14 protein-coding genes and 1 pseudogene are annotated in these 14,912 nt (G+C 70.7%); 6 read left to right on the top strand and 9 right to left on the bottom strand.

Annotated features, from left to right (window positions below; translation table 11 throughout):
* Window positions 1-17: 17 nt before the first annotated feature.
* Together P8T65_RS31060 and leuA are read right to left on the bottom strand one after the other, a co-directional pair.
* On the bottom strand, window positions 18-749 hold the full coding sequence (locus P8T65_RS31060) for a TerB family tellurite resistance protein (protein ID WP_399100933.1): 732 nt from the start codon (window positions 747-749) through the stop codon (window positions 18-20).
* 219 nt (window positions 750-968) lie between these two features.
* A complete protein-coding gene (leuA, locus tag P8T65_RS31055) occupies window positions 969-2,690 on the bottom strand; it encodes a 2-isopropylmalate synthase (protein WP_316728470.1) in 1,722 nt (573 codons plus the stop codon).
* 410 nt (window positions 2,691-3,100) lie between these two features.
* Between leuA and P8T65_RS31050 the strand changes: the two genes are divergently transcribed.
* The 5 genes from P8T65_RS31050 (at window position 3,101) to P8T65_RS31030 (ending at window position 9,402) form a co-directional block, all read left to right on the top strand.
* Window positions 3,101-4,171 (top strand): M4 family metallopeptidase, encoded by a 1,071-nt coding sequence (locus tag P8T65_RS31050; protein WP_316728469.1) that lies wholly within the window; start codon window positions 3,101-3,103, stop codon window positions 4,169-4,171.
* Between the two features lie 58 nt (window positions 4,172-4,229).
* Window positions 4,230-4,496: a protealysin inhibitor emfourin gene (locus P8T65_RS31045; protein ID WP_230211773.1), complete on the top strand. Its 267-nt coding sequence runs from the start codon at window positions 4,230-4,232 to the stop codon at window positions 4,494-4,496.
* An 88-nt stretch (window positions 4,497-4,584) separates the two neighbouring features.
* The gene (locus P8T65_RS31040; protein ID WP_316728467.1) at window positions 4,585-5,919 is read left to right on the top strand and encodes a GH1 family beta-glucosidase; all 1,335 of its coding nucleotides are present in this window, start codon (window positions 4,585-4,587) and stop codon (window positions 5,917-5,919) included.
* Entirely contained in the window at window positions 5,916-7,169 is a 1,254-nt protein-coding gene (locus P8T65_RS31035; protein WP_316728466.1) for an MFS transporter, read from the top strand. The genes P8T65_RS31040 and P8T65_RS31035 overlap by 4 nt, the downstream gene beginning before the upstream one ends.
* A gap of 295 nt (window positions 7,170-7,464) precedes the next feature.
* Window positions 7,465-9,402, top strand: coding sequence for a protein-arginine deiminase domain-containing protein (locus tag P8T65_RS31030; protein WP_316728465.1), 1,938 nt, complete (start codon window positions 7,465-7,467; stop codon window positions 9,400-9,402).
* A gap of 111 nt (window positions 9,403-9,513) precedes the next feature.
* Here P8T65_RS31030 and P8T65_RS31025 read toward each other — a convergent pair.
* Window positions 9,514-9,711 (bottom strand): annotated as a pseudogene (locus P8T65_RS31025) (VOC family protein); the annotation flags it as partial.
* A gap of 73 nt (window positions 9,712-9,784) precedes the next feature.
* On the bottom strand, window positions 9,785-10,747 hold the full coding sequence (era, locus tag P8T65_RS31020; RefSeq protein WP_177261760.1) for a GTPase Era: 963 nt from the start codon (window positions 10,745-10,747) through the stop codon (window positions 9,785-9,787).
* A 195-nt stretch (window positions 10,748-10,942) separates the two neighbouring features.
* Between era and P8T65_RS31015 the strand changes: the two genes are divergently transcribed.
* On the top strand, window positions 10,943-11,281 hold the full coding sequence (locus P8T65_RS31015; protein WP_316728463.1) for a P-II family nitrogen regulator: 339 nt from the start codon (window positions 10,943-10,945) through the stop codon (window positions 11,279-11,281).
* A gap of 75 nt (window positions 11,282-11,356) precedes the next feature.
* Here the strand turns inward: P8T65_RS31015 and P8T65_RS31010 are convergent, their stop codons facing one another.
* The 5 genes from P8T65_RS31010 to ybeY all read right to left on the bottom strand — a co-directional run bounded on the left by P8T65_RS31010 (window position 11,357) and on the right by ybeY (window position 14,905).
* Entirely contained in the window at window positions 11,357-11,833 is a 477-nt protein-coding gene (locus tag P8T65_RS31010; protein ID WP_316728462.1) for a hypothetical protein, read from the bottom strand.
* A 538-nt stretch (window positions 11,834-12,371) separates the two neighbouring features.
* A complete protein-coding gene (locus tag P8T65_RS31005; protein ID WP_230211767.1) occupies window positions 12,372-12,731 on the bottom strand; it encodes a cytidine deaminase in 360 nt (119 codons plus the stop codon).
* Window positions 12,732-12,747: 16 nt separating this feature from the next.
* Entirely contained in the window at window positions 12,748-13,107 is a 360-nt protein-coding gene (locus P8T65_RS31000) for an MmcQ/YjbR family DNA-binding protein (protein WP_316728461.1), read from the bottom strand.
* Complete coding sequence (locus tag P8T65_RS30995) at window positions 13,104-14,411, bottom strand: hemolysin family protein (protein WP_316728460.1); 1,308 nt, start codon at window positions 14,409-14,411, stop codon at window positions 13,104-13,106. The genes P8T65_RS31000 and P8T65_RS30995 overlap by 4 nt, the downstream gene beginning before the upstream one ends.
* Entirely contained in the window at window positions 14,408-14,905 is a 498-nt protein-coding gene (gene ybeY / locus P8T65_RS30990) for an rRNA maturation RNase YbeY (protein WP_184894224.1), read from the bottom strand. Before ybeY ends, P8T65_RS30995 begins: the two co-directional genes overlap by 4 nt.
* Between the last annotated feature and the right edge of the window lie 7 nt (window positions 14,906-14,912).

The raw sequence follows: 14,912 nt of genomic DNA, 5'->3' as shown, positions 1-14,912 counted from the left end.
TCGGGGGCCGGGTCCGGTCAGGACGGCGTCCGGGCCGCCGCGAGGAGGCGGGTCACGTCGTCGGCGCAGATCGTGAGCGCCGCTCCCACCGTGGCCAGCGCGTCCCGTTCCGCCGGGGTGTACGGCCCGTCCGCCAGGGCGATCCGCGCGCCCTGGAGCAGGATCGCCTCGCGCCCGGTCGGGGCGAGGTGGGGTGCCAGCGGGTCCAGGGCCTCGTGGAGCTCTATGGCCAGACCGGGGCCGCAGGGTTCGCCGTGGATTCGGCCGGTGTCGGCGGCCAGGGCCTCGACCAGGGCGCCGAGCTGGTCCTCCGTGCAGTCGTCGAACCCCGCGGAGCGGACGGCGCCGGCGGCGACGGTCAGCGAGGTGCGCGAGCAGGTGCCGCCGGCCGCGAGCACGGCGAGGGCGACCGTGTGGACGGCGTCGCGGAGCATCGCGGAGAAGCGGGTGGTGGTGGGGTGGTCGAGGACGTCGAGGGTGTAGTGGTGGCGGCAGGCCGCGCATTCGACGACGGGCCCGGTCTCGCCGCGGGGCAGCACGGGGACGCCGAGGAGGGTGAAGCGGCGGCGGCCGGTGAGGCGCTGGTAGTTGCGGTCGCCTCCGCAGCCGGGGCAGAAGAACTCGCCGTCACCGACGCCCGTCCACGCGATCCGGATCCCCAGCACACGCGAGAACCCGGTGGCACGGCTGGTCCGCCCGTCGCGGGCGAGCGCGGCGGCACGGCCGATCGGGTCCCGTCCTGGCAGCACGTCGCACCTCCGTAACTCCCCCACACACGGCCCCTTGGGCGCGGGAAGTGCCCCCTCGGCAACATTGCCGCGCTTGCGTGATGTTAGCCACATCGGTGAGGCGCAGTCAGTACTCCGGACGAGGCCTTCCCGCGACCTGCACACGGTTTGGCCGGTTAACGACGGGTCCCGTTCGCCGGAATCCGGTGAACGGGACCTTCAAACCGCCGGTCAGGCTGGTCAGCGGGCCGCTCGGTTGACGGCGGAGACGACCGCCTTCAGCGACGCACGCGTCGTGTTCGCGTCGATCCCGATGCCCCACAGGACCTTGTCCTCGATGGCGACCTCGATGTACGAGGCGGCCTGCGCGGAGGCGCCCTCGCTCATCGTGTGCTCCTGGTAGTCCAGCAGACGCGCGTCGATGCCGATGCCCTGCAGCGCGTCGAAGAACGCCGAGATCGGGCCGTTGCCGGTGCCGACCAGAGTGGTCCCGACGCCGTCGACCTCGGCCTCCACGGTCAGCGTGTCCACGCCGTCCTTGTCGGTGGTCGACTGGTTGTTGCGGACCTGGACGCGGCCCCACGGGTTGTCGGGGTTGGGCAGGTACTCGTCCTGGAAGACCGCCCAGATGTCGGAGCCGGTGACCTCGCCGCCCTCGGCGTCCGTCTTCGCCTGGATCAGCTTGGAGAACTCGATCTGCATCCGGCGCGGCAGGTCCAGCTTGTGGTCGTTCTTCAGGACGTACGCGATACCGCCCTTGCCGGACTGCGAGTTGACCCGGATGACGGCCTCGTAGGACCGGCCGACGTCCTTGGGGTCGATCGGCAGGTACGGGACGGCCCACTCGATGTCGTCGACCGTCTTGCCCTGCTCCTTCGCGGACGCCTCCATGGCGTCGAAGCCCTTCTTGATGGCGTCCTGGTGGGAGCCGGAGAAGGACGTGTAGACCAGGTCGCCCACGTACGGGTGGCGCGGGTGGACCTCCATCTGGTTGCAGTACTCCCACGTGCGACGGATCTCGTCGATGTCGGAGAAGTCGATCTGCGGGTCGACGCCCTGCGAGAACAGGTTCATGCCCAGGGTGACCAGGTCGACGTTGCCGGTGCGCTCGCCCTGCCCGAACAGACAGCCCTCGACGCGGTCGGCGCCGGCCATCAGCGCCAGCTCGGCCGCCGCGACGGCGGTGCCGCGGTCGTTGTGCGGGTGGACGGAGATGCAGACGTGCTCGCGGCGGGAGATGTTGCGGCCCATCCACTCGAAGCGGTCCGCGTGCGTCGACGGCGTCGAACGCTCCACCGTGGCGGGCAGGTTGAGGATGATCTCGCGGCCCGGACCGGGCTGCCAGACGTCCATGACCGCCTCGCAGACCTCCAGGGCGAAGTCCAGCTCGGTGTCGGTGAAGATCTCCGGGCTGTACTGGTACCCGAACTCCGCCTCCGGGCCCAGCAGCTTCTCCGCGTACTCCATCACCAGCCGCGTACCGTCCACGGCGATCTGCTTGATGTCGTCCTTGGAGCCCCGGAAGACGACCCGGCGGAAGACGGGCGCGGTGGCGTTGTACAGGTGGACGGTGGCCCGCTTGGCGCCCTTCAGGGACTCCACGGTCCGCTCGATCAGGTCCTCACGGGCCTGGGTCAGTACGGAGATGGTGACGTCGTCCGGGATGACGCCCGGCTCCTCGATGATCGACCGTACGAAGTCGAAGTCCGTCTGTCCGGACGCGGGGAAGCCGACCTCGATCTCCTTGTAGCCCATCTTGACCAGCTGGTCGAACATCCGGCGCTTGCGCTCGGGCGACATCGGGTCGATCAGGGACTGGTTGCCGTCGCGCAGGTCGGTGGAGAGCCAGCGGGGGGCGACGGTGATCCGGTTGTTCGGCCACGTGCGGTCGGGGATGTCGACCTGCTCGTACTGCCCGTACTTGTGGATCGGCATGGACGTGGGCTGCTGGCGGTTCGCCATGGTGCGTGGGCTCCTCGATGGTCCGGAAAGGACGGCCGACGACGCAACGCCAAAGCACCGCGGGGAGGGGGTCGGCCTCGACTACAGGCCCTCGCCGCGGCAGCTAAGGAGAAGCAGCCCGAAACGCATGATGCGGAGCAGCCTAGCCGAGTCCAGCGCGGTGCGGGGGGCCGTATCAGTATGCGGGACCGAGGCAGATCAACGGACAAAAGGTGCGCAATGCCACACCGAGCACGACAGCGCGCCCCATCAGGGGCGCGGGGAACTGCGCGAGAAGCCCCCACCCACAGAAAGCCCGCCCCCAACCCTCAGTAACACGACGCGGACGATACGCAACCCATACAGCCACATTTCACCAATCATGGTTGCCCCCAGTGACAGTCCCCGAACGGAGTGCAATCGTGCGGGACATGACCACCAACGGGGGCCACGAGCCCGTCTTCTGCACAGTCGTCCCACCCCACGTCCTCGACAAGCTCTCCCAGGCCGAGGACCCGGTGCTCGCCGGCGCCGCGCGCAAGACCCTGGAGCGCGACGCCCTCGAACGCACCCACCGCCGCCTGACCACGGTCGTCGGCGCCCCGTCCGTCACCGCGCCCCTCGGCGCCGAGGCGGGCACCCCGCACCGCACGATCCACGACGCCCGCCACGGCACGGACCTGCCCGGCAGGAAGGTGCGCGGCGAGGGCGACACACCCGGCAAGGACGCCACGGTCAACCGCGCGTACGCGGGCCTGGGGGCCACGTACGAACTGTTCTGGAAGTCCTTCGCCCGCGACTCCATCGACGGAGGCGGGCTGCCGCTGGACGCGACCGTGCACTACGAGCGCGACTACAACAACGCCTTCTGGAACGGCGAACAGATGGTGTTCGGCGACGGGGACGGGGAGATCTTCCTCGACTTCACCATCCCGATCGACGTCATCGGCCACGAACTCAGCCACGGCGTCACCCAGTACACGGCGAACCTCACGTACTTCGGCCAGCCGGGCGCGCTCAACGAGTCGATGTCGGACGTCTTCGGCGCCCTCATCAAGCAGTACACGCTCGGCCAGACCGCCGCCGAGGCGGACTGGCTGATCGGCGCCGGCCTGCTGGCGCCCCGCGTCACCGGGGTCGCGCTCCGCTCGATGAAGGCCCCGGGCACGGCGTACGACGACGACGTCCTCGGCAAGGACCCGCAGCCGGCGACCATGGACGACTTCGTCCGCACGGGCCGCGACAACGGCGGTGTGCACATCAACTCCGGTATCCCCAACCACGCGTTCTACCTCGTGGCCACCGCGCTCGGCGGCCACGCCTGGGAGCGGGCCGGACAGATCTGGTACGACGTCCTCACCGGCGGCCAACTGGACAAGCAGGCCCTCTTCGTCGACTTCGCCACGCTCACGGTCAGGGCGGCGAAGGACCGCTACGGACAGGGCGACGAACTGACGGCGGTGTTGAAGGCCTGGGAGCAGGTGGGTGTGCGGACCCTGTAGGGCGCGGCGGGCGGCGGCGGTGCTGCGCCGCGGCCCCGATCCGTACTAGACAGGACCCATGCGGATTGAAGTGCGGCGCACGGGCGGTTTCGCGGGCATCGAGCGGCACGCGGTGGTGGACACCGCCGGGCGGCCCGATGCCCCCGACTGGCACGCCCTGGCCGAACGGGCCCTCACCACCGGCCGGGGTTCGCCGGGGCTCGGGGTGCCGGACGGTTTCTCGTACGAGATCACGGTGGACGGCAGGGTCGTGCGCTGCGCGGACCCCACGCTGTCGGAGGAGCAGCGGGAGCTGATCAGAAGGGTGCTCAAGGAGGGTGCGTGAGCGCGCCGACGGCGGTGCTCCGGGTGCGTAACGGGCACTTCACCCTCGGGCGTTGACTTCCGTTACCCGTGGTACGGATGATCCGCCCATGGCGACGAACGCGACCAACCCGATACCCCAGTTCCCGGCAGGCTTCCTGTGGGGCGTCTCGACCTCCGCGCATCAGATCGAGGGGGCCGCGGGCGAGCGCGAGCCGTCCGTGTGGGACACCTTCTCGGCCGAGCCGGGCCGGATCAAGGACGGCTCGACGGCGGCGGTGGCCTGCGACCACTTCCACCGCTACCCGGAGGACGTGGCCCTCCTGCGCGACCTGGGTGTCGGCGCGTACCGCTTCTCGATCTCCTGGCCCCGGGTGAACACCCCGAACGGGCTGGACTTCTACGACCGGCTGGTGGACGAGCTGGTGGGCGCCGGCGTGCGCCCCGTGCCGACCCTCTTCCACTGGGACCTGCCGGCGTCGCTGGCGGAGACCGGCGGCTGGCTCAACCGGGACACGGCCGAGCGGTTCGCCGAGTACGTCGCCGTCGTGGCCGCCCGGCTCGGCGACCGCGTGGGCAAGTGGATCACCCTCAACGAGCCCGCCGAGCACACGCTGCTGGGCCACGCCCTCGGCACCCACGCGCCCGGCAAGCAGCTGATGTTCGACGCGCTCCCCGCCGCCCACCACCAACTGCTGGGCCACGGCCTGGCCGTACGGGCGCTGCGCGCGGCCGGCGCCACGGACATCGGCATAGCCAACTCGCACGGGCCGACCTGGGCCGCGTCGCAGGAGCAGGCGGACGTCGAGGCCGCCGGCTTCTACGACCTGCTCCTCAACCGCCTGTTCGCGGAGCCGGTCCTGCTGGGCGAATACCCCGAGGGGATAGGCGAGTTGATGCCGGGCACGGACATCGACTCCGACCTGAAGACGATCTCCGAGCCGATCGACTGGTACGGCGTCAACTACTACGCACCGACCCGGGTGGGCGCCCCCGAGGGCGAGGACATCGAGTTCGGCGGTATCTCCATCCCGGCCGAGCTGCCCTTCACCGTCAAGCAGATCGAGAACGTCCCGACCACCGACTTCGGCTGGCCGGTCGTCCCCGAGGGCCTCACCGAACTCCTCACCGGCTTCCGCGACCGCTACGGCGACCGGCTGCCGCCCGTCGTCATCACCGAGAACGGCTGCTCCTACGAGGGGATCGACGACCAGGAGCGCATCGCCTACCTGGACGGCCATGTGCGCGCGCTGCACGCGGCGTCCGAGGCGGGCGTCGACCTCCGCGGCTACTTCGTGTGGTCCCTGCTCGACAACTTCGAGTGGGCCGAGGGGTACGCGCGGCGGTTCGGCCTGGTCCACGTGGACTTCGAGACGCAGCAGCGGACCCCGAAGGCGTCGTACGCCTGGTACCGGGACCTGCTGCGGGCGCAGAGCAGAGCATGACGACCACACGGCCGACGGAGGCCCTCGCCGAGCCCGTCGAGCGGGTCGGCGGGGGCTGGACCTCGGCCCTGGCGCTGGCCAACGCGGCGATCTGGGTGGGCTGGTACGGCCCGCTGCAGATTCTGCTGGCCTCCCAGGCGGAGGACTTCGCACCCGGCGCGAGCATGTCGAAGGAGTCGGTGCTGGCGTGGGTGACCGGTGCCGGGGCGGTCGTCTCGCTGCTGGCCACGCCGCTGTTCGGGGCGCTGTCGGACCGTACGACGTCCCGCCGGGGCCGCCGTACGCCGTGGATCGTGGCGGGGTCGGCCGGCGGGGCGGTGTCGCTGCTGCTGCTCGCGGGCGCGGGCGGGCTGTGGGCCATGGTGGTCGGCTGGTGTCTGGTGCAGCTCACACTGAACGCGTCCTGGGCGGCGGTCACCGCGGCGGTCCCGGATCAGGTGCCGCGGCTCCAACGGGGCTCCGTGGGCGGCTGGTTGGGGGCGGCGCAGATCCTGGGCGTGGTCGGCGGCACCGGGCTGGCGACACTGGGCGGGGGCGTCGGCGCGGGGTACGCGGCGTGTGCGGTGTTCACGCTGGTGGGCGTGTTGCCGTACGTGCTGGCGCACCGGGATCCCCCGCTGCCGGTGGGGGCCCGCCCGGAGTGGTCGTGGCGGGGGTTCCTGGCGGGCTTCTGGCTGAGCCCGCGGCGCCATCCGGACTTCGCGTGGGCCTGGCTGACGCGCTTCCTGATCAATCTGAGCAACGCCGTCGGCCTGCTCTACCTGCTGTTCTACCTGCGGGACCGGGTCGGGTACCCGGATCCGGAGGAGGGCGTGCTGATCCTCACGGTGGTGAACGCCGCGACGCTGCTGGCGACGGTGGTGGTCTCCGGGGTGTGGTCGGACCGGGTGGGGCGGCGCAAGCCGTTCGTGTACTGGTCGGGGCTGTTGATGGCGGCCGCGACCGGGCTCATCGCCCTCTGGCCGACCTGGCCCGGTGCGCTCGTCGCCTCGGCTCTGCTGGGCCTGGGCTTCGGGGTGTTCACCTCGGTCGACTTCGCCCTGATGACCGACGTCCTGCCGAAGGCCCTCGACCGGGGCAAGGACCTGGGTGTCATCAACGTGGCCAACTCGCTGCCCCAGGTGGCCGCTCCGGTGCTGGCGGCGCCGATCGTGACACACCTCGGCGGCTACCGGACGCTGTACCTGGTGGCGGCGGTGATCGGACTGGCGGGGGCGGTGCTCGTGGGGCGGATTCGCGGCGTGGAGTAGGCGAGGTCGAGCGCGCGCCCGCCCACAGCATGCGGGGCGCACCCCGCCACGGCGCACGGCCCGCGCCCGGCCACGGCATGCGGCACACGCCCGGCCGTGGCGCACAGATCGCGCCCGGCCAGCGCCGTTCGCAGCCGACGTGCGGCAGATCACTGTTTCACAGGCGCCGCACAGACAACGGATTCACGCTCTCGTCCGTCTTCAGTGCTGACCACGCTCGCCGCCGAAGGGACGCTCTGTGCCTACGCGTTCAACCAGACCACTCCGAACCCGCCCCGCACGGCAGGCGATAGCCGTGCTGGCGGTGTCCGGCACGCTCCTCGCGACGCCCTCGCTGGCGGTGCCCTCGGCGTTCGCCGCCGGGGCGCCCCCGACCGATCTGCGCGTGGACACCAACCGCGACGGCAAGGTTGACGTCACCGGCACCACCGACACCTCCGGCGAGAACGGCTGGACCGTCGCCCGCGGCGCCCTGATGCTGCCCAACATCGACGACGACTCCCGCCGTTGCCCGGCCACCGGCCCCCAGGGCAAGCCCCTGACGGACGCCAAGCTGGCCGCCTGCAATGACGCCTCCGACACCAAGGTGAACGGCACCGCCGACGCCGCCGACCTGGCCCGCGTCCGGTCCGTGCCGATGCGGAGCGTGCCGGCCGGGGCGCAGGGCAGCGTGAAGGTGACGGCGGGAGCCGCGCAGACCCGGGTGTTCGTCAAGCGGGGCAAGAAGTGGGAGCCGGTCACCACCAAGACCCGGCTGTCGCGCGCCGAGCTGAAGGCCGGTGTGGAGTTCGGCGTCGAGGCCAAGGACGTCATCCGCGACACCGCCAAGTGGGACGGCCTCGCCCGGATCCGGCTGACGGTGAAGTCCTCGGCCGGCACCTCCGCCGACTCGGTCACCCTGCGCGTGGCCCCGCTGCTGACCCACCACCATCTGCAGAACGCCCAGCAGTTGCTGGTCACCAAGATCTCCGGCGGCAACTACGGCAAGCTCAACGCCGCCTTCCGCAAGGGCCTCGACGAGGCGGCCAAGGACGCCGGCATCACCCGGCCGACGGTGAACTTCACCAAGTACGGGGACATCTGGGCGCAGGACTTCGTCGAGCCCGCGTACGTCAGCATGACCGGCGCGGACGGCAAGCGGCAGTCGATGCGCGTGATGCTGCGCTCCGCCCAGCTGGACCGCGAGTCCGGCCGGGAGCTGTTCGAGAAGCTGCGCGGCCCGAACATCGGTGCCGTGCAGGTGACGGGCGCCAAGGACTCGGAGGAGTGGACGCTCAACTCCATGGGCAACCTGGAGACCATTCCGCCGTACGCCCACGGCGAGCGCTCCTTCCCGGCGGGCCGGATCATCATGGGGCAGCGCCCGGATGTCGGCTCCAAGCCGGCGAAGGTGATGCGGACGTTCCTGAAGTCCCAGGGCATGCAGAACCCGCTGTTCCTCGACACGTCGTGGCTGCACGTGGGCCATGTCGACGAGTTCGTGCAGTTCCTGCCCGCCGACACCCCGCGCGGCTGGAAGATCGCGGTCGCCGACCCCGAGGCGGGGCTGAAGCTGCTGCGCGACGCGAAGGCCGCCGGTCACGGCTCGACGAGGATGTTCTCCCTGAAGCTCGGCCCCACGGAGACCATCGCCAAGGCCCTCGCCTCGAAGAACCTGGTCTCCGACAACAACCTCGCCACGCGCAAGATCGAGGCCAACCTCGCGGTGCTCCAGCGCGAGACGGGCGTCACGGACGCCGAGGTCGTCCGTGTCCCGGCCCTCTACACCCAGGGCACGGAGATGGTGGGCGAGACGCAGTCGGGCGACGGCAAGACCCGCCTCCCCCGGCTGACCCGTCTCGGCGCCGGCGCCGAACTCCCGGACGTGGCACGGGACTACGGCCAGCAGCGTCGTCTCGACGAGACGACGGCGGACCAGGGTGCGAAGGGCCGGGAGGGCTTCGGGGCCGCCTCCCCCGCGGCGCCCGCGCCGTCGGTGATGACCAGCGCGTACGTGCCCGGCGCGGTCAACGGCATCGTCCTCAGCCGCACGAACTACCTGGCGCCGCGCCAGTGGGGCCCGGTCATCGGCGGCAAGGACATCTTCACCGAGGCGGTGACGGCCGCGTACACGAGCGCCGGCATGAAGGTGTCGTACCTGGACGACTGGGAGACGTACCACCTCGGCATGGGCGAGATCCACTGCGGCACGAACACCCTGCGGAACACCTCCGCCGCCTGGTGGACGCGCTGACACCGGCCCCCGCCGGCCCCCGCACGACATGACGGCCGCCGCCCCGGAGGACCGGGGCGGCGGCTCTTCTCACGTCTGCTCCCGGCCCCGCAGGTCTGCGAATGATGTCCGGTAGCACGTGCTGAAGGACTGGGCCGGCTCGTACCGCTTCAGGCCGAAGAACTGGAGCTCGATGCCGCCGCGCACCACCACGGCGTACGGATTGGGGCTGCGCTGCCGGAAAGCGACTTCGAAGCCGAGGGCCTCGTAGAAGTCGAGGAGGGGCTGGAGGGTCTGACACGGAAGGATCGGAATCGTCTTCTCGCCCATGACGCCACCCTAGTCAAACTTGACCAGAGCGTGCGGCCGAATGGACACCACCCTCAGGGAGTCTCGCCGGCCCTCAGAACCCCAGCTTCCGCAGCTGTCGGGGATCGCGCTGCCAGTCCTTGGCCACCTTCACATGGAGGTCGAGGAAGACCGGCGTGCCCAGCAGCGCCTCGATCTGCTTCCTCGACTTGATGCCGACCTCCTTCAGGCGCTTGCCCTTGGGGCCGATGATGATGCCCTTCTGGCTGGGGCGCTCGATGTAGACGAAGGCGTGGATGTCGAGGAGGGGCTTGTCGGCGGGGCGGTCCTCGCGGGGGAGCATCTCCTCCACGACGACGGCGATGGAGTGCGGGAGCTCGTCCCGGACGCCCTCCAGGGCCGCCTCACGGATCAGCTCGGCGATCATGACCTGCTCGGGCTCGTCGGTGAGATCGCCCTCGGGGTACAGGGCGGGGCCCTCCGGGAGGAGGGGGACGAGCAGGTCGGCGAGGAGGTCCACCTGCTTGTCGGCGACCGCCGAGACGGGCACGATCTCGGCCCACTCGAAGCCCAGCTCCTTGCCCAGCTGGTCGATGGCGATGAGCTGCTCGGCGAGCGCCTTGCTGTCCACCAGGTCGGTCTTGGTGACGATCGCGATCTTCGGCGTCTTCTTGATGGACGCCAGTTCCTTCGCGATGAACCGGTCGCCCGGACCGAGCTTCTCGTTCGCGGGCAGACAGAAGCCGATCACGTCGACCTCGGCCCAGGTCGTGCGGACCACGTCGTTGAGGCGCTCCCCCAGCAGGGTGCGCGGCTTGTGCAGCCCCGGGGTGTCGACCAGGATCAGCTGCGCGTCCGGCCGGTGCACGATGCCCCGGACCGTGTGCCGCGTGGTCTGCGGCTGGTTCGCCGTGATCGCCACCTTCTGGCCGACCAGAGCGTTCGTGAGGGTGGACTTGCCCGCGTTGGGGCGGCCCACGAAGCAGGCGAAGCCGGCGCGGTGGGCGGCCTCGGCCGGCTGCTCGGATGACTGGGTACGGACGCTCATGGCGCCCATTCTCCCTGATCCCCGGAGCCCTGCCGCACCCACCACGGACCGTGAGCTCTCCGAAACCCTGGGCGGGCTCGCCCGGCTCGGCACGAGCACACCGGTCTCGACCTTACGGTGCACGCCGAGACGGCATACGATCACGGCGTCCCGGGCCACGGCGCCCCGGTCACCTCGTCCGCTCCCTCCCCAGAAGGCCAGGGCATGAGACTCATCACCGCGATCGTCAAGCCGTACCGCCTCGACGCGGTCAAGACCGCACTCCAGGAGATGGGCGTGCACGGTCTGACCGTCAGCGAGGCCAGCGGGTACGGCCGGCAGCGCGGCCACACCGAGGTGTACCGGGGCGCCGAGTACCAGGTGGACCTCGTCCCCAAGGTCCGGATCGAGGTCGTCGTCGATGACGCCGTGTCCGACGACGTCATCGACGCGATCGTGAAGGCGGCCCAGACCGGGAAGATCGGCGACGGCAAGGTGTGGGCGCTGCCGGTCGAGACGGTCGTACGGGTGCGGACGGGCGAGCGGGGTCCCGACGCGCTGTAGGCGGGAGCGGGGTGAGGGGTGGTACCGCCGGGTGCGGTACCACCCCTCACCCGTTCACTCAGGTACGGCGAGGGATCAGTCGAAGACGAACGGGCCCGGCGACTGCGGTCCGCTCGCCGTGCAGGTCACGGGGAAGCCGAAGACCACCATCTGCAGGGAGCCGCCGAACGCCTCCAGGCTGTCGCCGGGGGCGACGGTGCCGGTGAGCGGGCCCACCACCATGCCGTCGCCGGCGGCCAGGGCCGGGTTCTCGGTGCCGGTGAAGGCCGTCGTGCCGCCGCTCGCCTTGACGAAGGTGAGCGTGGACTGGATGGAGTCCTCGGCGAGGGCGATCGGTGCGGTGATCCCCTCGGAGGAGAGGGTGACCGTGGCGGACGTACCGCTCTGGGTGGCCGTGAGCGTGGCCTCGCCGGAGCCGCCGATCGTGCAGCTGGCGTTGATGGTCGCGGTCTGCGGGGTGACCGCGAGGGCGGTCGGCGCGAACGCGAGGCCGGTGACGGCCAGCGTCCCTGCCGCGAGCGCCGATCCCACTCCGAGTCGTATGCGTCTCATCGTGCGAATTCCCTTCCCTGGTACGGGAGGCACGGGGCCTGGGGAAGCCCCGTCCGTCCCGGTACGGGCGTTGCCATGTGGGGGCGGTGCAATGCGCGGCCGCGCGGCAGAATGTGACGGTCCGCCAAGAGAACGGCTCCATTGAGACGTGCGCGGGCGGAGATTGCAAGAGATGCTCCGGTGGCCGCGCCAGGGTCGGCGAAAGTGGCCGAAGCCGTTCGCCGGCCCCGTCGGCGAACTCCCCGACACGGCCGGGGCGGTGAACCGATCTGTCCCGTGCCGCGCGGTTTCGCCGGTGGCGCGGCCCGAGCGTCCACTCGCCCGCGCAAGATTTTCACGCAGCTCGGACGACTGTTACCGGCCGTAACACTATGCCGTGAGCGTGGCATGGATACGCCGCAGCCCGGGTTGCAGTCTGACTCCTCGCCCTGGTCCTGCTGATCCACTCGCACCCTGCGGAAGAACCAGGGGCTCGGCACCGGAGGGGGCCGGACGGACGCGCGTCCGTCGCGCCCTCGGCCGCCCGAACCGCCGGCCCTCAGCCCGCCGTCACCGTCGCGCGCACCGATCCGTCCGGCCCGGCCAGCAGGACCGGGGTCTCCGGTCCGCCGAGGTCCCGCACGGCGGTCCGGTCCTCGTCGGAGACGGTCTCGGCGGCGGTCACCACGGCCGCCGCCTCCAGGGACTTCGCGCCGGAGGCCACCGCCATGGCGACGGCCGTGCGCAGCGCGCTGAGCCGCAGCGACTCCAGGGCCACGGTCCCGGCGACATACGTACGGCCCGTCTCGTCCCGTACGGCCGCCCCCTCGGGCACGCCGTTGCGGGCCCGCGCGGAACGGGCGAGGGTGACGATCTTCCGGTCCTCGGGATCGAGGTCGAGCGCGCTGCTGTCGGTCATGGGCCGAGCATACGTTTCACGCCCGGTCGAACCGGAGCCGGTCCCCGCGGGGCAGTCCCGCCACCACCAGGTCGTACGAGTCCTCGATCAGCTCCTCGACCAACCGGTCCGGAAGACCGGCGTCGAGGGTCACCGTGTTCCAGTGGCGCTTGTTCATGTGATAGCCGGGGGCGATGAGACCGGGGTGTTCGGTGCGCAGCCGGACCGCGTCGTCGGGGTCGCACTTGAGGTTGACCTTCAGGGGCTGCCGCTCCGCCCAGCTCAGGGCGAACATCTTGCCGAGGACCTTGTAGACGGAGATCTCGGGACTGAAGGGGCAGTCCTCGACGGCCTCGTCGAACGAGAGGCAGAAGGCACGCAACTCCTGTGGCGTCACTCGGACTTCTTTTCCTCCTCCGGCACCTCGGCGGGGCCGATCGGCTCCACCAGCACCGTGACGATCTTGTTCCGGCGGCCGGCTGCGGCCTCCGCCGTGAGCCGCAGTTCACGCTCATCGGGCAGGGCGACGACGGAGGACGCGCCGGCGATGGGGACGCGTCCCAGCGCCTTGGCGAGGAGGCCGCCCACGGTCTCCACGTCCTCGTCGTCGTAGGCATCGAGCCCGTAGAGCTCGCCGAGGTCGGTGATGTCGAGGCGGGCGGTGACGCGGTAGCGGTCGTCGCCCAGCTCCTCCACCGGCGGCAGCTCCCGGTCGTACTCGTCGGTGATCTCGCCGACGATCTCCTCCAGGATGTCCTCGATGGTGACGATCCCGGCGGTGCCGCCGTACTCGTCGATGACGACGGCGACGTGGTTGCGCTCCTGCTGCATCTCGCGCAGCAGGTCACCGGCGTTCTTGGTATCGGGGACGAAGACGGCCGGGCGCATGGCCGTGGACACCAGTTCGCTCTCGGCATCCCGGTTGATGTGCGTCTTGCGGGCCAGGTCCTTCAGGTACACGATCCCGACGATGTCGTCCTCGTTCTCCCCCGTGACCGGTATGCGTGAGAAACCGGAGCGCAGGGCGAGGGTGAGAGCCTGCCGGATGGTCTTGTACCGCTCGATGGCGACCAGGTCGGTACGCGGGACCATCACCTCGCGGACGAGGGTGTCGCCCAGCTCGAAGACCGAGTGCACCATCCGGCGCTCCTCGGCCTCGATCAGGGACTCCTTCTCCGCGAGGTCGACCAGCGCCCGAAGCTCCGCCTCGGAGGCGAACGGGCCCCGGCGGAAGCCCTTGCCAGGGGTCAGCGCGTTGCCGATGAGGATCAGGAGGTTCGGGATCGGGCCCATGATCCGGGCCAGCGGCAGCAGGACGTACGCCGCCGCCGTGGCCGTGTTCAGGGGGTGCTGACGGCCGATGGTGCGCGGGGAGACACCGACGGCCACGTACGACACGAGAACCATCACGCCGATCGCGACGACCAGGGCCTCCCAGGTCGCGTCGAACTCCTTCAGGCAGGCGTAGGTGACGAGCGCCGCGGCGGCCATCTCGCAGACCACGCGCACCAGGAGTGCGACGTTCAGATAGCGGGTCGGGTCGGCCGCGACCTGGGCGAGCCCCGCGCTGCCGCGCCGCCCGGCCCGTACGGCCTCCTCGGCACGGAAGCTGGAGACGCGCGCGAGGCCCGCCTCCGCGCAGGCGGCGAGCCAGGCGACGACGACCAGGGCGACGGCGCCACCGATGAGAGTCGCGCTCATGACACGGTCGGTGCCGGGGAGGGGCCGGTGAGGCCCTTCTCCGCACGCCAGCCGTCCACGATGGCGGCCTGGAGACCGAACATCTCGGCCTTCTCGTCCGGCTCCTCGTGGTCGTAGCCCAGCAGGTGCAGCACCCCGTGGACGGTGAGGAGCTGGAGCTCCTCGTCCATGGAGTGCTGCGTGTCGGCTTCCTTGCCCTGCTTCTCGGCGACCTCGGGGCACAGCACGATGTCGCCGAGCAGACCCTGCGGCGGCTCGTCGTCGTCCTTCGACGGCGGCCGCAGCTCGTCCATCGGGAAGGACATGACATCCGTCGGACCGGGGAGGTCCATCCACTGGATGTGCAGCTGCTCCATGGCGTCGGCGTCCACCACGATCACCGAGAGCTCGGAGAGGGGGTGGATGCGCATCCGCGTCAGCGCGTAGCGGGCGATGTCGAGGATCGCCTGCTCGTCGACCTCGGTTCCGGACTCGTTGTTGACGTCGATCGACATGGTGCTG

This window comes from Streptomyces sp. 11x1 (assembly GCF_032598905.1).
Taxonomy (GTDB): domain Bacteria; phylum Actinomycetota; class Actinomycetes; order Streptomycetales; family Streptomycetaceae; genus Streptomyces.
The sequence above is the reverse complement of the archived record's forward strand: the minus strand, read 5'-3'. Positions and strand labels throughout refer to the sequence as shown.